Annotated in this window: 18 protein-coding genes and 1 tRNA gene; 5 read left to right on the forward strand and 14 right to left on the reverse strand. The window is 60.8% G+C overall.

The features are described 5' to 3' along the window. Positions 1-110: 110 nt before the first annotated feature. The 4 genes from FFH90_RS15935 to FFH90_RS15950 all read right to left on the reverse strand — a co-directional run bounded on the left by FFH90_RS15935 (position 111) and on the right by FFH90_RS15950 (position 3828). A complete protein-coding gene (locus FFH90_RS15935) occupies positions 111-452 on the reverse strand; it encodes a hypothetical protein (protein ID WP_111453347.1) in 342 nt (113 codons plus the stop codon). A 75-nt stretch (positions 453-527) separates the two neighbouring features. Then, a complete protein-coding gene (locus tag FFH90_RS15940; protein WP_064617943.1) occupies positions 528-1172 on the reverse strand; it encodes a hypothetical protein in 645 nt (214 codons plus the stop codon). 153 nt (positions 1173-1325) lie between these two features. Then, positions 1326-2828 carry a sensor domain-containing diguanylate cyclase gene (locus FFH90_RS15945; protein ID WP_225602879.1) on the reverse strand — a complete coding sequence of 501 codons (1503 nt, stop codon included), beginning with the start codon at positions 2826-2828 and terminating at the stop codon, positions 1326-1328. A gap of 88 nt (positions 2829-2916) precedes the next feature. Continuing rightward, positions 2917-3828 carry a LysR family transcriptional regulator gene (locus FFH90_RS15950; protein ID WP_138867557.1) on the reverse strand — a complete coding sequence of 304 codons (912 nt, stop codon included), beginning with the start codon at positions 3826-3828 and terminating at the stop codon, positions 2917-2919. 141 nt (positions 3829-3969) lie between these two features. Here FFH90_RS15950 and FFH90_RS15955 point away from each other — a divergent pair, with 141 nt between their 5' ends. The 3 genes from FFH90_RS15955 (at position 3970) to FFH90_RS15965 (ending at position 5781) form a co-directional block, all read left to right on the forward strand. Further along, the gene (locus FFH90_RS15955) at positions 3970-4353 is read left to right on the forward strand and encodes a DoxX family protein (protein ID WP_019578966.1); all 384 of its coding nucleotides are present in this window, start codon (positions 3970-3972) and stop codon (positions 4351-4353) included. Positions 4354-4393: 40 nt separating this feature from the next. Then, the gene (locus FFH90_RS15960; protein ID WP_138867558.1) at positions 4394-5233 is read left to right on the forward strand and encodes a pirin family protein; all 840 of its coding nucleotides are present in this window, start codon (positions 4394-4396) and stop codon (positions 5231-5233) included. Between the two features lie 116 nt (positions 5234-5349). After that, the gene (locus FFH90_RS15965; protein WP_018925957.1) at positions 5350-5781 is read left to right on the forward strand and encodes a nuclear transport factor 2 family protein; all 432 of its coding nucleotides are present in this window, start codon (positions 5350-5352) and stop codon (positions 5779-5781) included. A gap of 387 nt (positions 5782-6168) precedes the next feature. Here FFH90_RS15965 and FFH90_RS15970 read toward each other — a convergent pair whose 3' ends face one another. Genes FFH90_RS15970 through FFH90_RS15980 form a run of 3 tightly spaced genes read right to left on the reverse strand, consistent with a single transcriptional unit; the run spans position 6169 to position 9160 of the window. Continuing rightward, a complete protein-coding gene (locus FFH90_RS15970) occupies positions 6169-7677 on the reverse strand; it encodes a tripartite tricarboxylate transporter permease (RefSeq protein WP_111453353.1) in 1509 nt (502 codons plus the stop codon). A 24-nt stretch (positions 7678-7701) separates the two neighbouring features. Further along, on the reverse strand, positions 7702-8193 hold the full coding sequence (locus FFH90_RS15975) for a tripartite tricarboxylate transporter TctB family protein (protein ID WP_111453354.1): 492 nt from the start codon (positions 8191-8193) through the stop codon (positions 7702-7704). A gap of 1 nt (position 8194) precedes the next feature. Further along, complete coding sequence (locus FFH90_RS15980; RefSeq protein WP_138867559.1) at positions 8195-9160, reverse strand: tripartite tricarboxylate transporter substrate binding protein; 966 nt, start codon at positions 9158-9160, stop codon at positions 8195-8197. Positions 9161-9383: 223 nt separating this feature from the next. Between FFH90_RS15980 and FFH90_RS15985 the strand changes: the two genes are divergently transcribed. After that, the gene (locus FFH90_RS15985) at positions 9384-10037 is read left to right on the forward strand and encodes a hydrolase (RefSeq protein WP_138867560.1); all 654 of its coding nucleotides are present in this window, start codon (positions 9384-9386) and stop codon (positions 10035-10037) included. A 49-nt stretch (positions 10038-10086) separates the two neighbouring features. After that, on the forward strand, positions 10087-11439 hold the full coding sequence (locus tag FFH90_RS15990) for an OprD family porin (protein WP_026331657.1): 1353 nt from the start codon (positions 10087-10089) through the stop codon (positions 11437-11439). Positions 11440-11457: 18 nt separating this feature from the next. Here FFH90_RS15990 and FFH90_RS15995 read toward each other — a convergent pair. The 7 genes from FFH90_RS15995 to fdnG form a co-directional block, all read right to left on the reverse strand. Further along, positions 11458-11553: transfer RNA gene (locus FFH90_RS15995), tRNA-Sec, on the reverse strand. A 6-nt stretch (positions 11554-11559) separates the two neighbouring features. Next, on the reverse strand, positions 11560-13479 hold the full coding sequence (selB, locus tag FFH90_RS16000; RefSeq protein ID WP_138867561.1) for a selenocysteine-specific translation elongation factor: 1920 nt from the start codon (positions 13477-13479) through the stop codon (positions 11560-11562). Continuing rightward, on the reverse strand, positions 13476-14924 hold the full coding sequence (gene selA / locus FFH90_RS16005) for an L-seryl-tRNA(Sec) selenium transferase (RefSeq protein WP_138867562.1): 1449 nt from the start codon (positions 14922-14924) through the stop codon (positions 13476-13478). The genes selB and selA overlap by 4 nt, the downstream gene beginning before the upstream one ends. Before the next feature lie 60 nt (positions 14925-14984). Beyond that, positions 14985-15923, reverse strand: coding sequence for a formate dehydrogenase accessory protein FdhE (fdhE, locus tag FFH90_RS16010; RefSeq protein ID WP_086944277.1), 939 nt, complete (start codon positions 15921-15923; stop codon positions 14985-14987). Between the two features lie 4 nt (positions 15924-15927). Further along, complete coding sequence (locus FFH90_RS16015) at positions 15928-16581, reverse strand: formate dehydrogenase subunit gamma (RefSeq protein WP_111453360.1); 654 nt, start codon at positions 16579-16581, stop codon at positions 15928-15930. Further along, positions 16578-17522: a formate dehydrogenase subunit beta gene (gene fdxH / locus FFH90_RS16020; protein WP_138867563.1), complete on the reverse strand. Its 945-nt coding sequence runs from the start codon at positions 17520-17522 to the stop codon at positions 16578-16580. The genes FFH90_RS16015 and fdxH overlap by 4 nt, the downstream gene beginning before the upstream one ends. After that, positions 17523-20588: a formate dehydrogenase-N subunit alpha gene (gene fdnG, locus FFH90_RS16025; RefSeq protein WP_138867564.1), complete on the reverse strand. Its 3066-nt coding sequence runs from the start codon at positions 20586-20588 to the stop codon at positions 17523-17525. Between the last annotated feature and the right edge of the window lie 153 nt (positions 20589-20741).

The following is a 20741-nucleotide window of genomic DNA, read 5'->3' on the forward strand; positions in this document are numbered from 1 at the left end:
CAGCCCCCGAACCTGCATGCAAAAAAAAGCCCCGAAACCACATAAGGTACGGGGCAAAAAATTGGTTGGTTGCGGCCAACCAAAGGAGCATTTTTCAAAGCGGTTACGGGTTACAGGCAATCCTGCGCGGCACGTTCGAAACTCGAAGGCATGAAGTTCGACGCCAGCAAGTGGCGCTCATACAAAAACACCTTGCCGCCGTTCGGCGCTTTGTAGGCTTCCAGGACGTTGTCCGCGGCGACTTTGCTCGGCACCACGATCCGGTAGCTGCGCTGGGTTTGCGAGACCGTCGGGTTCAGTGCGCTGCCCTGCAACTTCGGCACCACGCAATCGGCGTATTCGGCAGGCGTTTTTTTCGTCTGCAGGATCAGCGTCGGGTCGTTCGGCGCAGTGGCACAACCGGCCAGCAGCAAGGTGGCGAAAGCCATGGCAGGAACAAATAAAGGGCGCATCGGTGCAAGTCCTGAAGTAAAAAATCTGTTTCGTTGCGCAACGGGTCACTGTCGTTGCGGTTATGGTCCGGGTGTTCAGCCAGCAGTCACCAGGGTTTTGAGCGAGTCATCGAACTGCTTCAAGGCGCTGAGTTGCAGGTCGCGTTGTTGATCGATCTGGGCGGCAATCTCGGCTGCCGCTTTACGGTGTACCCAGACCGAAGGCATTTGTTTCTCGACGGCGCCTTCGGCCTTGCCGATGTATTGCAGGTTGGCATCGTAGAACCGTGCGGCGAAACGCGCTTCGACCTGACTGTTGCGTTGGGTCAGCAGACGGTTATGCGTATCGAGCATCACCACCACATCCGGATGGGCCTGCAACAACGCATCGAGGTTGTTGTAGACGGTCACCGACAGGAACTGCTGCTGTAACGAACTCATCAGCCAGTCGATTGCCAACTCTGGGTCGGAGCTGTTGATGAACGCGTCGCGAATCCGCGCATCCAGCGCATCGCGCGCGCCGTTCACCGCCACATCGTGGTAACGCTCGAGGTATTGCAGGTTGTCCAGGGTGTTTTCGCTGTACAGCACACCGACGGTTTGCGAATGCTGCAATCCGGTACTGGCGCCGGCGATGGGCAGAAAATGGCACGACTGGGCGTCGTCTGCGTAGGCGGTTGCAGCAGTAACAACCCCGCCCATCAACAGGGCGACAATTGCCAGTCGGGTCAATGTCTTCATCGCGCAAATTCCTTGAGCTGCGTCTTCGATGGAGGCGATTTTCCGCCTTTACCCGATCCAGCAGAACTTGCGTTTCTTGATTGTCACTATCACTTGAACCGATAGTTGCGCCGCGTGCCGATTGTTCGCTCTTTCCTCCAAGTGCCTGCTCGATCACGCGACGCTCAGCTGATTTCTCCCCTGCGACTTCGCCGCGTAAAGCGCGCGATCCGCACGACCGATCAGTGCCTTTTCATCAGGGTCGCTGCCGTCGGCGACATATGTCGCCAACCCCAGGCTGACGGTCACGATACCTAACGGGCTCGACAAATGCGCAAGCTGCTCGGCCGCAATACCCGACAGGATCGCCTCGGCCACCTTGCGCGCTCCTGATTCGTCCGTATTGGGCATCACCACGGCGATTTCTTCCCCGCCATAGCGAGCCGCCATGTCTCCCGGGCGACGTACACAGTGTTTGATCGCCTGACCAATGATCCGCAGACATTCGTCTCCAGCGAGATGGCCGTAGTGATCGTTGTAGCGTTTGAAAAAGTCCACATCGATCAGAATCAGTGACAACGGGCTTGCGAGTCGCTTGGCGCGTTTGAGTTCGACATCCAGGAACTGATCGAAATGCCGGCGGTTGGCGAGGCCGGTGAGTTTGTCCTCGCTGGCGAGAACTTCCAGCGTCTGGTTAAGCTCGATCAGTGCGGTTTGGGTGGCGAGCAATTTTTCCTCCGCCCGAATACGCCGGCTGATGTGGGAAATCAGCCGGCGTCCCAGTGCGACCAGGAGCCCCAACAACAGCAGCACCACAGCGACAGATTGCTTTGTCTGACTGAGCCACGCTTGCATTGCCTCGGCCTGCCCCACCGCAACCGTCGTGACGACAGGATATTGATCGTTTCTCTTGAATGCGTAGAGGCGATGGATGCCATCTACTTTCGACGCAAAATCCACGGTGCCCGATGAGGTGTTGCGCAAGTATTCGGAGAATATGGGTGCGTGAGACAGGTCACGGCCGATGTCTTCCACTTGAAAGGGATACCGCACCAGCAGGCGCCCTTCGGATGAGGTCAGGCTGATCGCGCCGAATTGCCCCACGTGGATGCTTCGATAAAGTTTGAGGAAGTGTTCGAGGCTGATAGTCGCGGCGATTACCCCGGCAAAACTTCCATCAGGGTGATCGATGCGTCGGCTGACGGAAATCACCCAGGCGCAAGTGACACGGCTGAGAATCGCCGGGCCGATATAGATACCGCGATCCGCGACGTCTCGGTGATGCTTGAAGAACGCCCGATCTGCGTTGTTGCTATTGGATGAGATCAGCATGCTGGTCGAGAATAGCCAGTCCCCTTGGGCGTCATATAGCACCACATTATTTAATTGCGGGAGCGCATCCATCTGCTGGGCAACCAACTTGCTCAGCCGTTTGAGTTGCTCCGGGCCGGTGCCGTCTTTCTCGATCCTTTCTGTCAGGCCCAGCAACAGCACTTCACTTTGCTTGAAGGTGCCCTCGGTGTAAGTGTTGAGCGCCTGAGTCAGGTTCAATGTATCGGTATTGATGTCGCTCAAGGTGTTCTGTCGGGCTGTCCATGTCTGCCAGGCCGTCAGCAGCACCACGGAGACACACACCAGAAAGATCAGAAAAGTGGCAAGTCGAAGATCGCGTTTCAAGGAAGTACCGGGCTGTTGAGTACACTGGCGTCAAAAGCTGCGCATTATAGAAGGCTTTTGGCCAGCATTGCTGATGCATATGCATAGGTCAGCCCTGCGCCGGGAATGCTTCCACTCTTAGTTTCTCCATCACCAGTTCAATGAAGGCCGATACCGCCAACGGCAGATGCTGCCGGCTCGGGTAAAGCACGTGCAGGCCAAAGCCCGCACGCTGGAAGTGTGGCAACACACGTACAAGTCGACCCGCCTGAAGATCGAGCATGGCGAGCGTCGGCGGCAGCAGTGCGATGCCCAGGCCGGCCACCGTAGCCTTGCGCAGTGCCTGGGCCGTGTTACCGGAAAAACGGCTGGCGATTTGCACTTCTTCCTCCACGCCCTCTGGTCCGGTCAGACGCCAGGTGGTGAAGCCGCTGGGATGGGCGAAACTCACGCAGTCATGGTTCACCAGGTCCTGCAGCGTACCGGGCATACCGCGAGCAGCGATGTAAGCCGGACTCGCCACCAAGCCCTCGCTGCCTGCGCTGAAGAGCTGGCGCCCGACGTAACCTGAGTCTTGCAGCGGACCGCCGCGAAACGCGATGTCGATGCGCTCGGCGATCAAGTCGGCGCGGGCATCACTGAGCACGAAGTCCAGCCGCACCCGCGGATGCGCGGCAAGAAAGTCAGCCACCCATTCCATGGGGAAGAAGTCGAAGAAATCCGCCGTCGCCGCGACGCGCACCAAGCCGCTGGGTTCCTGGCTGCCCGTCATCAACTCGTGCCCCGCCTCGATCAGCCCGTCCACCGCGCCCACGCAGCGCTCGTGAAAAGCCTGCCCGGCATGAGTCAGCGTCAACTTGCGCGTGGAGCGTTGCAGCAGTCGTGTGTCGAGTTGTGCCTCGAGCTGCTGGACACGCCGGCTGACGGTGTTGGGCGGCATGCCCAGCCGCCGCGCCGCTTCGGCAAAGCTGCCGCTGCGGACCACTTGGACAAACAAGGCAATGTCATTCAAGTCGAGCATAAGGCGATAATTCCAGCAAAAAATGGACGGGCTCAATCCAATTGTGCCATCTAATCAACCAATCCGGGCACGCTTATCCTTCTTGCATCGCGGCAGTTAGCCCTCTAACTGCGTAAACCACAGGCAAGGACATCGTTCCCCATGACTCAAACTTCATCCCTCTCCCCTATTCAAAACCGCATCCTTTGGGGTGTTCGCATCTTTCTGGCCTTGGCGTTCGCTGCGGCCGGCATCGCCAAGCTGGCCAGCGCTCCGCAGATGGTTCAGGTGTTCGATGCCGTCGGCCTTGGGCAATGGTTCCGCTACCTCACCGGTGCCATTGAAGTGGCTGGCGCTGTGTTGCTGCTCATCCCGGTCACGAGCTTTTTCGCCGGGCTGCTGCTGACGGCGACCATGACCGGCGCAGTGGTCACGCATCTGTTCGTGATTGGCGGCAATCCCGCCCCTGCCCTGGTGCTGTTGGCGATGTCTGCCTTCGTGGCCTGGCGGCAGAAGCCCGCGGCCTTGCTCGGTGCAGCGCGCTGATCCATCCCAAGGCGATCGGCTCAAGACTTGAGGAAAACCTATGAACAACATCGTCGCCACACCAACGCGCGCCATCGTTCACCGCACATCCGGCAGCACTCACGGGCCGATCACGCGACTCATGAGCCCTGGCGACCTGGGCCAGTTGTTGAAGCCTTTTGTGTTTCTTGATCTCTTCGGCTTCAAGCCCCAAGGCGGGCAGAAAGGTTTCGGCATGCACCCGCATTCAGGGATCGCAACACTGACCTACATGATTGAGGGCGGCGTGGAGTACGAAGACACCACGGGCAAGACGGGCGTGCTGCCCACCGAAGGTGTGGAGTGGATGCGCGCCGGTAATGGCGTGTGGCACGACGCTAAACCAGTCGGCGACAGCTCAATATCGGGCTTCCAACTTTGGGTCGCCCTGCCCGCTTCGCACGAAAACACACCGGCGGAAAGCCTCTACCTGGCGCCCTCGCAGATCCCGCAAGCAGGCCCGGCGCGTGTGCTGCTCGGACGCTATGGCGCAGCGCAAAGCGCGATTGCAGCACCTTCGGACATGAACTACCTCGTCGTGCGCTTGAAAGAAGGGGAACGCTGGCGCTACACACCTCCCGCCGGCCACAACGTGGCGTGGCTGGCGGTCAATGCCGGTCGGCTGGACGTTGGTGGCCCGGTCAATACTGGCGAATTGGCGGTGTTCGAGGAGTCAGACCAACCCATCGATTTCGTGGCGCACGGCGACACGTCTTTCGTGCTGGGCTCGGCGGTGAAGCACCCACATGATTTGGTGATGGGTCGTTATTCAGTACACACCAGCCGAGCGGCACTGGCGCAGGGCGAAGCTGAAATTCAGCGTATTGGCGCGCGTCTGTTTCATGAGGGACGGCTGGCCTAGCACTCGCTAATGCCATATCTGCATCACTTGGTAAAAACCTGATATGTTGTACGATGACAGATGAGTTTGCGTAATTCATCTGTCATCCTCGCACCTATAACAACAAGGAATTACCCATGAAAAAAGTGAAGCTAATTATCGGTTTTTTATGCCTGTTCAGTGGCTACGTGGCGGCCTCCCCCGCATCGAGCGAGAAGGATGTTGCCGCTGCGGTAGACCATCTGACTCAAGCGATGCTGACCAAAAACGTCCCTCAACTGAATGCGCTCACCGCTGAAAACCTGTCCTACGGGCATTCCAGCGGGAAAATCCAGGACAAGAAAGAATTCATCGCCGACATCGAAACCGGAAAAAGCGCTTTCAAAACGCTGGAGATGCAGAACCAGAAAATCACCGTCTCGGGTGATGTGGCGTTGGTCCGCCATCATTTTTCGGCGCAAGCCATCAAGGGCACCGAGATTGTTCCCACAGAAATCGAGAACTTTCAGATCTGGCAAAAGCAGCAAGGAAAATGGTTACTGGTAGGACGACAAGCGTTTCGGCTCTGACTGTCGCGTAAGCCGGTTTTCGGCCATCGCGCGGCCACTCCTCAGTCCCTTGCGGCGAGAATTAAGTGGGGGTGTCAGGCAGTTGCAATGCTGGATCGCGAGCAAGCCCGCTCTCACACTGGATTGCCTGTGAACACATTATTTGTGCACGTCAGCGATCACATATGGGAGCGGGCTTGCTCGTCCGTCGCTACACCGCTAGACAGCAGCCTTGAACCCCTCCTCCCTTTGCAACGCCCGAGCCTGTGCGCCACGTTCCTACGATTTGCCCGGGAGCGAATGCGGTATGTCAGGCAGACCGCGTCAATCGTATACACGACCGCTTCGCAGCCGAACGCAGCCTTCGGCACCTGCTATGGATCGCGCTGGGAGCCAGGCAATCAGCCGTCAATCATCCTCATGCAATTTGATCCCGCGTTTATGCAGCAAATACGGCACCAGCAGCACCAACAACGTCACCGCCAGCACCGACGCTGCAATCGGTTGCGTCACAAATATCATCCAGTCGCCCTGGCTGATGGATAAGGCGTTACGCAGTTGTTTTTCCGCCATCGGCCCCAGCAGCATGCCGACGATCACCGGGGCGACGGGGAAGTCGAAGCGGCGCATCAACACCCCGGCCCAGCCGATACCCAGCATCAGAAACAAGTCGAAGGATGAGTGGCGCATGCCGTACACGCCGATGGTGGCGAACACCAGGATCCCGGCGTTCAGGTACGGCCGAGGGATTTGCAAGAGTTTGACCCACAGCCCCACCAGCGGCAGGTTCAGCACCAGCAGGATGACGTTGCCGATGTACAAAGAGGCCACCAGGGTCCAGACCAACTCGCCCGAGGTCTGGAACAGCAGCGGCCCCGGTTGCAGGTTGTAGTTCTGGAACGCCGCCAACAGAATCGCCGCCGTGGCGGAGGTCGGTATGCCCAGGGTCAGCAGCGGCACCAGTGAGCCGGTGGCGCTCGCGTTGTTCGCCGCCTCGGGACCTGCGACGCCTTCGATGGCGCCTACGCCCTTGCTGGCGGCGAATTCTTTCGGGTACTTGCTGAGTTTGCGTTCAGTGGAATAGGACAGGAACGTCGGGATTTCCGCGCCACCGGCCGGAATCGATCCGAAGGGAAAACCGATCAAGGTGCCCCGTAGCCACGCCGGGACCGAGCGTTTCCAGTCGGCGCGGGTCATCCACAACGAGGTCAGGCGGTGTCGGCTGGCCGTTTCTTCCTTTTGGTAAAGTACGCCGTACAAGGCCTCACCGACGGCAAACAACCCCACCGCGACCAGCACCACTTCGATGCCATCGACCAGTTCGGGAACTCCCAAGGTGTAGCGGGCAATGCCTGACGTCGAGTCGAGGCCGATCAAACCGATGGTCAGCCCGATGCCCAATGAAGCAAAGCCGCGCAGCATCGACGCGCCGAGCACTGCCGACACGGTGGTGAAGGCCAGCACCAGAATCGCGAAATACTCCGCCGGCCCGAATTTCAGCGCCAGCGTGGCTACGAGGGGCGCGAACAACGTCAGCAAGATCGTTGCGATGGTGCCAGCCACGAATGAACCGATGGCGGCCGTTGCCAGCGCCGGGCCTGCCCGTCCGTTGCGGGCCATGAGGTTGCCTTCCAGGGCCGTGACCATCGAGGATGACTCCCCTGGCGTGTTGAGCAGGATCGAGGTGGTGGAGCCGCCAAACTGAGCGCCGTAATAGATGCCGGCGAACATGATCAGTGCCCCGGTCGGATCGACCTTGGCGGTAATCGGCAGCAGCAAGGCGACGGTCAGCGCCGGGCCGATCCCCGGCAATACTCCGATTGCAGTGCCCAGCAGACAACCGATAAAACCCCACATCAGATTGATCGGTGTCAGCGCGCCAGCGAAGCCGACGGCCAGATTCGAGAGAATATCCACCTTGTCGACCTCCTTCGGCCTGGATCAGATCCAGGCGTTGATCAAGGGCGGAAGGGAAACCCCTAGCCCGGCGGTGAAAAGCCAGTAGATCGGCAGTGCCAGAGCGATGCCTATGGCCAGGTCCCGCACCGGGCTGCGGCTGCCAAAGCCCCGCGCCGAACAGGCAAACAGCAATGCAGCAGCCAATACGAAGCCGATGTAGGAAATGAGCAACGCCACGCCCAGCAGCCCTGCCGTAACCCAGGTCGCCCCGGACTTGCCGCCGGGCTCGGCCCCGGAAGTCTCATGATCATCGGCGAGGTTGCGAAAACCACCGGTGAGCGCCTGATAGCCCATCAACAGACCAACGGCGCCCAGAAATGCCGCCACGGCATAGGGGTAGACGTAGGCCGGCATGATGACGAACCCCATCTCGGCGGGAAACCGCGAGGCGCCGACCGCCAATACCGCACTGATCACGACAATACCGACGCCAATCGCCAGTTGGGCCGGCCTTACGCTCCAGCGCCCGGCCATCTCAAAGCAGCCCGACCTTGACCAGCATCGCGCGCAGGCGTCCGTGCTCCTCATCGACGAATTTGCCGAAATCATCTCCGGTCAGAATGCTCGGCGACCACGCATTGGTTTTTACGTTTCCCTGCCATACGGCGCTTTTGGTGGCGGTCAGCACGGCTTCCGTCAGTGCCTTGCGCTGTTCAGGCGTCAGGCCCGCGGCGCCGTAAACACCCCGCCAGTTGCCGATCGTCACGTCGTAGCCAGACTCTTTGAGCGTCGGTGCGTCGATGCCTTCAACGCGGTTGGGCGCGCCGACGGCCAGTAAGCGGAACTGTTTGGACTGCACGTATTTGGCCAGCTCAGCGTAGCCGCCGGTGATCACCGTGATGTGCCCCCCCAGCACCGCGGCAACGACTTCGCCGCCACCGGCGAAGGCAACGTAATTGACCTTGTTGACGGGGATGTCCATTTTGCTCGCTAGTTCGGCGATGCCGATGTGGTCGATCGACCCCTTGGAGCCACCGCCCCATTTGATGCTGGACGGGTTGGCTTTGAAGTCCTTGAGCAAGTCCTCCAGGGTTTTGTACGGCGAGTCGTCGCGTACGGCGATCACGTTGTATTCGGTAAACAGCCGGGCGATCGGGGTTACGTCCTTCAAGGTGATTTGCGGTTTGTTCTGCTCGATGGACGCGACCATGATCGCGCCGACCACGATCAGCGCATCGGGGTCGCCCTTGGTGGCGTTGGCAAATTGCGCCAACCCCAGGGTCCCGCCGGCGCCACCCTTGTTCTCGAAGGTGGCGGCTTTGGCCGTTTGGGCCTCGACCATGGCTTTGCCCAGGACTCGCGCGGTCTGGTCATAACCGCCACCCACGGAACCTGGGGCCATGAACTTGACGGTGTCCAGGGCAAAAACGGGGGATGCGAGTGCGGCGGCGGTAATGAAAGCGGCGAGGTTGCTGCTGAATCGACGGGCCAGTGCAAACATGAGACGTCTCCGGATAGCCGTTCTTGTTGTTTTCGATCAGGGAGAGCCCCTGTTCGGTGAGCATTCGTCTGGAAACAAGCGTAGGTCATAGATGTGTTTGTTGACGGCCTTTGTGCTGATGCGCCGTTAATCAAAGACAGCACATCGACTCAATATCCGCATCGAAATCTACGCAACCATAGGCCCTGTGAACCACCCACAATCCACTTGCAAGGACATCACCATGGCCATCGCAAAAGCTGTACCGGGCAAAACCCTGCTGAACCCAACCGACCACACCCTGATCATGATCGATCACCAGTCGCAAATGTCCTTTGCGACCAAGTCGATCGATGCCGTCACCCTGCGCAATAACGCCGCACTGGTGGCCAAGGCAGCCCGGGGCTTCAAGGTGTCGACCATCCTCACCACCGTCGCCGAGAAAAGCTTCTCCGGCCCGATCTTCGACGAAATCAAATCGGTGTTCCCGGAACACAAAGTGATCGACCGTACCAGCATGAACACCTGGGAAGACGAGCGCATTGCCGTTGAAGTCAACGCCATCGGCAAACAGAAAATCGTCCTGGCCGGTCTGTGGACCTCCGTGTGCATCGTTGGCCCGGCACTGTCGGCCCTCGACCAAGGCTTCGAGGTGTACTTCATCTCCGATGCCTGTGGCGATGTCTCCATCGAAGCCCATGAAATGGCCGTGCAACGCATGATCCAGCTCGGTGCCCGCCCAATGACTTCGCTGCAATACCTGCTTGAACTGCAGCGCGACTGGGCACGCACCGAGACTTACGACGAGACGGTGAAAACCTCCATCGCCAACGGTGGTGCCTATGGTCTGGGCCTGATCTACGCCAAGACCATGTTCCATGCCTCTGAAGGCCATTGAGAATAAATAGCGACTCTTCGGAGTCGCTGTTTCAAGCGGGAGATCCGTCATGTTTTCTTTACAAACCCTCCCGCGCATTTCCGGGCGGAAGGACGTACCCAGGGCGTCCTTCTGGCTCTGCGTGTTTTTTGCCGGAACAGCCCTGGCGGATGAGGCACCGGATTCCGCGCAAGGATTTCTCGAGGGCGGGAAGCTTGAGGTGCTCAGTCGAAATTTCTTCCTCAACAGCGACTACCGCTCACCCCAGCCTTCGGGCAAGAACTACAAACAAGAGTGGGCTCAAGGCTTTATCGGCTCATTTGAATCCGGATTCACTCCCGGCACGCTAGGTTTCGGCGTCGACAGCCACGCGTTTATGGGGCTGAAGCTCGACGGCGGCAAAGGGCATTCGGGAACCGGGTTACTGCCGCTGGACAGTGACGGTCGCAGCGAAGACAACTACTCCAGTGCCGGTGGCGCGCTGAAAATCAGGGCCTCCCGAACCACCCTGGCCTTCGGTGAAATGACCGTGGAAACCCCGGTGTTCGACACCTCCGACAAACGCCTGCAACCGGAATACGCCACGGGCTTTCTGTTGAACAGCAACGAAATCGACAACATGAAACTGGTGGCTGGTCATTTCACGGCGTTCAAGAATCAGGACAACACGACAAGCAAGGGCAACTTTTACGGCTACGGCGCCAACACCGAAGCTGGTGGCATCACGTTTCTGGGCACCGACCTGTTCACAAACAGTCCTGTCGGCGGCGCGTTGTACGCCTCCGAGCTGAGCGACACCTGGCGCCAGTATTACGCCAACCTGCACCTGAAACAGTCCGCCGTGTTCCTCGACGCCAACCTGTATCGCACGCAGGACACCGGCAAGGCACTGGCCGGTGCCATCGACAACACCGCCTACAGCCTCTCGGGCAAATACACCCTGGATGCCCATGCCTTCACCCTGGCCTGGCAACGCATCAATGGCGACACACCGTTCGACTTCGTCGGTGGCGACTCGATTTACCTGGCCAACTCGATCAAGTACGCCGACTTCAACGGCGCCCACGAACGTTCCTGGCAGGCACGCTACGACCTCGACCTCGGCGCTTATGGCATCCCCGGCCTGAGTTTCATGACGCGTTATGTCCGGGGCAGCGACATCGACGGCACCCGTGCGCCCAAGGGTGGAGCCTACAACCCGTTCGACCCGACCATCGGCGAGTACGTGCCTCAACAGGGCGATGGCGGGCGGCATTGGGAGCGCGACATCGACCTGCGCTACATCGTGCAGTCAGGCTCCGCCAAGGGATTGTCACTGCAACTGTCCCATGTGTCTCATCGGGCCAACACCGCTCAGGCGGGCGATGACATCGACAGGGTTTACGTCGTCATCCAGTACCCGCTGACCTTCGGGCACCTGTGATCGAGATCACCATGGAAATGGCGGAAGGCAGCCGGAGTCGAACCTGCCCGGGAACGGATGCCGTCCCCAACCGGGTTTGAAGCCCGGCCGCGCCACCGGGCGCGATTGCCTTCCTTGAAGTCAGACTGCGGCTTGTTGGGCCAGTGCATTGTCGAGCCGGATATGGCGTCGATCGCCAAAGCGGCGGGTCAGGCCGAGCCGGTCGAAGTATTCAAGAATCTGAATACTGCGCTTGCGCCCCAGGCCCACGGCATCGCGAAACCCGACGACCTGGATCACCGGGTTATCGCTGGCCAGTTGCACCAGCATAGCCGCCAATCGGCGCACCAGTGTGTCGGTGTAAAACAGGTCGCGAACGATTTGATGCAGCAGTCCCAACCGGGCCATCTTGCGCAGCAGCAGGCGCACGGCAGCCTCGTCATGGCCAGTGGCTTTGGCCAGATCACGCACCCACGGCGGATCGAAACCCGCCTGTTCGAACAATGGCTGCAATTGTTGCCAGAGGCTTTCGTCGTCCTCGCTCAAGCGCACCTGGTGATCGGGTAAATGCAGCCATGGGCCGCTGGCCGCCATTGCACCACTGGCCAGTAATTCGTCGAGCAGGCTGATAAAGGTCGACCGTTCCAGCACGCTGCCGGCGAAGCGACGCAGGCGATCCCGGTCCGGTCCCATCTGGTCCGGTTCGAGTTGATGAAAGCGTGCGAGGTGTTCCAGCAGCGGCGTTTTCTGGGCTTCCCAACGCACCGCGCTGAACAACAATGGCCCCTGCCGCGTATCGATGAGACGCACGTCATCGGGCAATTCCCAAGTCTCGCGCGAACGGTTGAACTGACGCTCCAGGCGCAGCGGATCGAGCCCGGTGTCGCTGTTGGCCAGCAGCGCCGGCAGTGCCGCTTCCAGACTATTGGTGGCGGACAGCGCTTGTAGCTGCGCCAATCGCTCAGGGCTGCGACGATGTCGGGCCGGGGCGAACGGGTCCAGCACTTGGCCACCGCCAAGGGTGCGTTGGGCGCTTTGGTCGCGCAGGATCAAGCGGTCGCCCTTCACTGCCAACACCGGCACATTGACCAGCAGTTGCGCGAACATCTGCCCGCCCGGTGCCAGGCTGGAACCTTCCAGCAAGGCCACCCGCCCCGTCACGTCCTGAGTTCCAAGATGCACATGCACCGGTTGAAAGTGTTCGAAGCTTCGCGCTTCGCTGGTCAACACCCTCAACTGGATATCCAGACGCTGGGTCGGCGCATGCAGCCATTCGGCCACCAGCCAGTGGCCACGGTGGATCTGCTCCAGGGCCAAACGCTCGGCACTCAGGTTCAGCGCGACGCGCTGCCCGGCCATTGCGTTGTCAGCGGCCTGGTTTTGCGCATGCAGACCACGTACTCGCACCGGTTTGCCCTGCGGGCTCAACATCAGCGTATCGCCCACTGTCACCTGACCGGACAACGCCGTACCGGTCACCACGATGCCGGCGCCGGCCACGCTGAAGGCCCGATCAATCGCCAGACGAAAACCGCCGCCGGTGCTACGTTGAAGCACTTCACGCTGTGCCTCCAGCAAGGCCAGACGCAGTGTCTCGATGCCCTCGCCAGTGACACTCGACAGCGGGATTTGCGCCGCGCCAGCATACGGTCCGGGCGCCAGTAATGCTTCGATCTGCTCACGAACAGCCTGCACCCGAGCCGGGTCAACCCGGTCGCACTTGCTGATTGCAATCAGTGCCCGAGGGATGCCCAGCAACTCGACAATCGCCAAATGCTCACGGGTTTGCGGCATGGCGCCGTCATCGGCCGCTACCACCAGCAACACCAGATCAATCCCCTGAGCACCAGCCAGCATGTTGTGGGTGAAGCGCTCATGGCCGGGCACGTCGATAAAACCGGTCAGGGCGGCGCCCGGTTCCAGCGCCGCATAGACATAGCCCAGGTCGATGGTCATGCCGCGTTCGCGTTCTTCGCGGCGACGATCACCGGCCTGCCCGGTCAGAGCCTGGAGTAAGGAAGTCTTGCCGTGATCGATATGCCCCGCCGTGCCGACAATCACCCGTCCCGGCCCTCCTCCTGCAGTTGATCGAATTGCGCCAGCTGATTGAGCTGCGCCAGCCACGCGGCTTCGTCGTCGAGTTGACGCAGGTCGAGCCACAAGGCGTCATCGTCAATGCGACCGAGCACCGGAGTGGGCAGTTGCCGTAATGCTGCCTCCAGCCCTAGCAACCGTCGCCCACGCAGGCGTTTGGAAACGTTGGGCCGCAGGCATAACGCCGCGCTGGGCAACCGGGCCACGGGTTGGCTGCCACTGCCGATCATGCCCAGTGCCGGCACCGCGCTGACGCTCCAGCCATCGCCCAGCACCTGCGCCAATGACGGTTGCAAGCGTTCGGCCTGGGCGAGGATATCGGCTTGGGGTCGGGTCAATAGACGCAGACTCGGTAGTCGTTCGGCCAGACGATCGGGATCGCGGTACAGCGCCAATACGGCTTCTAGGGCGGCCAGGGTCAGTTTGTCGACCCGCAAGGCACGCTTGAGCGGATTCTTCTTGATCCTGGCGATCAGGTCTTTGCGGCCGACGATCAATCCGGCTTGAGGCCCGCCGAGCAGTTTGTCGCCGCTGAAGGTGACGATGTCCGCGCCGTCGAGCAGGGCCTGGCGCACCGTCGGTTCGGCGGGCAACCCCCAGCGTGTCAGGTCCAGCAGGCTGCCGCTGCCGAGGTCTTCGAGCAAGGGCAGTCCGTGGCGGTGAGCCAGCTGCGCCAATTCCGCCGTCGGCACTCTCGCGGTGAAGCCTTCGATGCTGTAATTGCTCGCGTGTACGCGCATCAGTAGACCACTGCGCGGGCCGATGGCGGCCTCGTAATCGCGCGCATGGGTGCGGTTGGTGGTGCCCACCTCATGCAACCGCACCCCGGCGCGGGCCATGATGTCGGGAATGCGAAACGCGCCGCCGATTTCGATCAACTCTCCTCGGGAGATGATCCCTTCCTTGCGCGCGCCCAGGCTGTTGAGCGTCAGCAACACGGCGGCGGCATTGTTGTTGACCACCGTCACCGCTTCGGCGCCGGTCAGTTCGCGGATCAAGCCTTCAATCAAATCGTCCCGGTCGCCGCGCTTGCCGCTGTGCAGGTCGAATTCCAGATTGAGCGGATAGCGTGCAGCCCGTTGCACCGCTTCAATGGCTTCTTCCGGCAACAACGCGCGACCGAGGTTGGTGTGCAGCACCGTGCCGGTGAGGTTGAACACCCGCCGGATCTGGCTGCGATGCTGAATTGCCAGACGCTCACCTGCCCTCCCTGCTAATACTTCGGGGGCGATTTCAATGGCGGCGAGTTCACCGTTGTGCACCGGCTCGCGCAAGTCATCGAGCAATTGCCGCAGGCCGGCCAGCAGTGCGTCGTGTCCGTACCGCTCGGCCAACGGTTGGCAGGCGGGATGGCGTAGCAAACTGTCGATGGAAGGCAGCCGCAAGGTTTGGCCGGCGAGTGTTGCGGGCATCAGAGGCTCCCGGAAGCGAGTGACCGTCGCGTCTGAGTGTAGCCTCTGGGATCGATAAGCTCAGTCGCCTCCGGGCGCCAGCAGCAGATTGGGCGCTGGTCGCTGGTAACCTTCCTGCTCCAGGCGCATGTCCAGCATCAGGCTGGACAGGTCCGCCGACAGGGCTTCGGCTTCGGCGTCGTTTTCCAGGTAGATCAGTTTCAGGTAGCTGTTGCAGCCGGGACAGACCTCCGCCCGCAACGGCGCCTGATTGGCGGCGTGGCGATCATCCTCGAAGCTGACGTATTCAAGCCCCTTGCTCTGTTCGCAATACACGCATTTGACCCGCACCACATGCCACTCGCAGGCACACAACGAGCACACCAGATAACGCAAACCGTTGTATTTGCCGCGATGACGAATCACCCCGGCCATCGCCGGTGAACCGCAGGCCGGGCATTGACTGAGGCTGTCGCCATGCTGGCGCTGCAGATGGAGTTCAAGGTTAGGCGTGTTCAGCAGCCAATAACTCCAGGCCGCTTGCAGCGCGGCACCGAGAAACGGCACCAGCGCTGCCGGCAGCATCGAGTACTGGCCGCTGACCAGGGCAATAGCCCACGCCTTGAGCAGCCCAGGGTTCGCACTGCGCAACGTCGCCACGGCATTTTCTACCGCCGAGTGTGGCAATGGCTGATAGCGCTGCAACAAGGCCTCGAGGTATGGCAGCCAAACGTTTTCGCGCACCAGACTGTCGGCGGCGAACGGCGGTAAGCCATGTTCTACGCACAACCGCAGGCGTTCGGGGTCGGGCATGGTCGCCACGAGCGGATCATCCATCAGCTGCTGCTGGACATGACACAACCCCGCGATCAAACGCAGATAGTCCGCCATGGGATGGCCGTCAGCCAAACGTTCCAGGCGCAACGCGCGCAGGGTGAACAGGTTGTTCGGCGGCAGGTACAAAAACGGCGGTGAACTCGCCGCCGCTTCTATTTGCCCAGGTTCGAGGATCGTGGCCAAGGGGTCATCCTTTTTTGCTGATCGGTCGCTCAGGCGTTTCGTCACCGGTCACTTCCCGGTACCAGAGCTCATGGTGTTTTCTCGCCCAGGCGCGGCTGACCCGGCCACGCACCATGGCGTGGACCGAACCGCGAATCCAGATACCCGCGTAGACGTGGACAATGATGCTCAGCACCAGGATGAACCCCGCCAACGCATGCAACAGCATCGCCCAGCGAATGCTGGTAATGCCGAAGTACGCGCTGAACCAGGCACGCCAGATCACCAGCCCGCTGAACAGCAGCACCAGCATGCAGATCAGCAATACCCAGAACAGCAGCTTCTGCCCCGGATTGTATTTGCCGATCGGCGGCACACCCTCCTCCTCGTTACGGATCACATGCCCGACACGCCTGAGCCACAGCCGGTCGTTGGTGATGAAGTAGTTCGCCCGCCAGAAACTGCACACCAGGCCGAGGAACAGCACAAACATCGTCACACCCAGGTACGGATGCAGAATGCGCGTCCACGAACCGCCGCCAAACAGGTTGCTCAGCCAAAACAGCCCCGGATGGAACAGGGCCAGCCCCGACAGCGCCGCCATGAGAAACAGAATTGCCACCAGCCAGTGATTGGTGCGCTGGTTGACGGTATAGCGCAGGATTGGTTTGTCGTTCATGGCCTGTCCTCCCCGCCCGGTTTGCTCGGATCGAAGGTGTGCACCGACGGATCGAACTCATGCACGGCAGGGTCAACGGTGGTCGGATGTTCGTCCTCCTCGACCAGTTGTGGCCCGACGCGCACGTAGTGGAAGAACCCGGCCAGCACCGCCGCGCCCATGGCCAGCAGCGCCAGGGGTTTGCTCAGGCCTTTCCACAGGTCCACCAGCGGACTGATCGCCGGGCGATCCGGCAAACCGGCATACAACCTGGGCGTGTCGGCATGGTGCAGCACATACATCACGTGGGTGCCGCCGACGCCCGCGGGGTCATACAAACCGGCGTTGTCGAAGCCGCGGCTCTTGAGGTCGACGATGCGTTCGGCGGCGTGTTCCTTCATGTCTTCCTTGGTGCCGAACACGATGGCCCCGGTCGGGCAGGTTTTCACACAGGCCGGCTCCAGCCCCACCGCCACCCGGTCCGAACACAGCGTGCATTTATAGGCCTTGTGGTCCTTTTGCGAGATGCGCGGAATGTTGAACGGGCAACCGGTGATGCAATAACCGCAGCCGATGCAGTGGTCCTGATCGAAGTCGACGATACCGTTGGCGTGCTTGATGATCGCGCCGGGGCTCGGGCACGCCGCCAGGCAGCCGGGCTCGGCGCAATGCATGCAGCCGTCCTTGCGGATCAGCCATTCGAGGTTGCCGGCGTCGGTTTCATGCTCGGTGAAGCGCATCAGGGTCCAGGTGTCTGCGCTGAGGTCGTGGGGGTTGTCGTAGGTGCCGAGGTTGTGACCGACGTCGTCGCGTAGCTCGTTCCATTCCGAGCAGGCGACTTGGCAAGCCTTGCAGCCGATGCACTTGGTGGTGTCGATCAGCTTGGCCACTTCCTCCTGGGTGCGCACCGAGGGCGGCACGGTGGTGGTGGCCGAACGGGCGATGATGTCTTGGCTGGCCATTTAGACTTTCTCCACGTTGACCAGGAATGACTTGGATTCCGGGGTCTGTGTGTTGCCATCGCCGAGGAACGGCACCAGGGTGTTGGTCAGGTAACCGTGGCGGGTGGCGCCGGTGAAACCCCAGTGCAACGGGATACCGATCTGGTGCACCACCTGATTGTTGACCTGCAGTGGACGAATCCGCTTGGTCACCACCGCCACTGCTTCGATATGTCCGCGCTTGGAACTGACCCTAACCCGGTCGCCAGCGGCAATCCCCTTCTCCTTGGCCAGCGCCTCGCCGATTTCGACGAACTGCTCGGGCTGGGTCACGGCGTTGATCGGGCAATGCTTGGTCCAAAAGTGGAAGTGTTCGGTCAGCCGGTAGCTGGTCGCCGCATAAGGGAAGTCCTTGGCCTGGCCCAGGGTGTCCCAGACCGAATCGAAGATCCGCCCGGCCGGATTGCTGGTCGCCTGTTTGTTGTTGGGGTGCATCGGGTTGATGCCGATGGGCGTCTCGAACGGTTCATAGTGTTCGGGGAATGGCCCTTCGTTCATCTTGTCGAGGGCGAAGAACCGCGCCACGCCTTCGGGGTTCATGATGAACGGGTTCATCCCGGCTTCCGGCGGCACATCGACCTTGTAGTCGGGCACGTCGGTGCCGGTCCAGACCTTGCCGTTCCACCACACCAGCCGCTTTTTCGCATCCCACGGTTTGCCTTGGGGGTCGCAAGAGGCGCGGTTGTAGAGAATCCGTCGGTTCGCCGGCCAGGCCCAGGCCCAGCCCAGGTTCTGCTTCATGCCGAAAGGATCGCTGTTGTCACGCCGGGCCATGTTGTTGCCCTGCTCGGTCCAGCTGCCGCAGAAGATCCAGCACCCGGACGCCGTGCTGCCATCGTCCTTGAGCTGGCCGAAGCCGGACAGTTGCTGACCGGCCTTGACCACCGCACCCGAGGCGTCGGTGACATCGGCGATGGCGTAGCCGTTGAATTCCCGGGCCAGTTCTTCTGGCGTCGGGTCATCCGGCACTTTGTAGGGCCAGTCGAGTTTGAGGATCGGCTCGGCCCAGGCGCCACCATTGGCCTGATAGCGTTGGCGCAGGCGCATGAACAGCTCGGCCATGATTTTCACGTCAGTGCGCGCCTGCCCAGGGCCATCGGCGCCCTTCCAGTGCCATTGCAGCCAGCGACCGCTGTTGACCAGCGAGCCGTTTTCTTCGGCGAAACAGGTGGTGGGCAGACGGATGACTTCGGTCTGGATGTCGGCCGTCTGCACATCGTTGTAAGGCCCGACGTTGCGCCAGAACTCCGAGGTTTCGGTGGCCAGCGGGTCCATCACCACCAGCCACTTGAGTTTGGCCAGAGCCTTCATCACCCGGTTCTTGTCCGGCAAGGCGGCAATCGGGTTGAAGCCCTGGCACATGTAGCCGTTGACCTGGCCCTTGCCCATCATGTCGAACATTTTCAGGATGTCGTAGCCGGGAATGTCCAGTTTCGGCAGCCAGTCGTAGCCCCAGTTATTCTCGGCGGTGGCATTGGCGCCATACCAGGCTTTCATCAGGCTGACATGGAACTTGCCGTAGTTCTGCCAATAGGACATCTGCCCGGGACGCAGCGGTTTGAGTGCGCGCTTGGCGATGTAGGCGTTGTAGTCCTGTTCGCTTTCGGATGGCAGGGTCAGGTAGCCGGGCAGCAGGTTGGACAGCAAGCCGAGGTCGGTCAGGCCCTGGATGTTGGAGTGCCCCCGCAAAGCGTTGACGCCCCCGCCGGGCATGCCGATGTTGCCCAGCAGCAATTGCACCATGGCCGCGCTGCGGATCATCTGCGAGCCGATCGAGTGCTGGGTCCAGCCCAGGGCATAGAGAATCGTCATGGTCTTGCCCGGTTGCGCACACGTGGCAATCTCTTCCCAGATTTTCTTCATCGCGTCGGTGGGCATGCCACAGACCTGACTGGCCAGCTCCAGGGTGTAGCGGCTGTAATGCTGCTTCATCAATTGATAGACGCAGTGTGGGTCCTGCAAGGTCGGGTCGACTTTGGCAAAGCCGTCCTCGCCGATCTCATACCCCCAGCCGGACTTGTCGGTGTAGCTGCGCTTGCTCGCGTCGTAACCGCTGAACAAGCCGTCCTCGAAACCGTAGCCGGCCTTGACGATGAACGACACGTCCGTATAGGCCCGCACGTATTCGTGCTGGATCTTGTCTTCGGTCAACAGGTAATTGATCAGCCCGCCCATGAAGGCGATGTCGGTGCCGGTGCGGATCGGTGCGTAATAGTCCGCTACCGAGGCCGTACGGGTGAAGCGCGGGTCGACCACAATCAGCCGCGCCTTGTTGTGGGCTTTGGCTTCGGTCACCCATTTGAAACCGCAAGGGTGTGCTTCTGCTGCGTTGCCGCCCATCACCAGAACCAGATTCGCGTTGGCGATATCGGTCCAGTGGTTGGTCATGGCACCACGGCCATACGTCGGGGCAAGACTTGCCACCGTCGGGCCATGTCAGACACGTGCCTGGTTATCGAACCCCAGCATGCCCAGACTGCGAATGACCTTGTGGGTGATGTAACCCGCTTCGTTGGACGAGGCCGAGGCCGCGAGGAAACCGGTGGTCAGCCAGCGATTCACCGTTTGCCCTTGGGCGTTCTTCTCGATGAAGTTGGCGTCACGGTCGGCCTTCATCAGGTCGGCGATGCGGTCCAGCGCATCATCCCAGGAGATCCGCGTCCACTCCTTGGTGCCGGGCTTGCGCACTTGCGGGTATTGCAGACGGCTGGGGCTGTGAATGAAGTCGAGCAGGCCTGCGCCTTTTGGGCAGAGGGTGCCGCGATTGACCGGGTGGTCGGCATCGCCTTCGATGTGAATGATGCTCTGGGCGACATTCTTCGCATTGTCGCCCTGGCTGTACATGATCAAACCGCAGCCGACCGAGCAGTACGGGCAGGTGTTGCGGGTTTCATGGGTATGGGCGAGCTTGAAATGACGCACTTGTTCGGCGAAGGCTGGCGTCGGAGCCATGCCCAGCGCGCCGAGGGTGGATCCTGCAAGGCCGAGACCAGCGACCTTGAAGAACTGACGACGGTTGAGGTCCATCGTGCACTCCTGATCAGGTGGAAGCCCGGTGCGTTGGCCGGGTTTTTCTGGACGATCACGGTGACGGCAACGGAACTACCGCCAATTAGAACTTTAGACAATGTTGTGGTGCACGGTCTGAAAACCGACCGTCGGCGGCTTGCCGGTCATGCC

It is taken from the genome of Pseudomonas sp. ATCC 43928 (assembly GCF_005938665.2).
Classification (GTDB): Bacteria; Pseudomonadota; Gammaproteobacteria; order Pseudomonadales; family Pseudomonadaceae; genus Aquipseudomonas.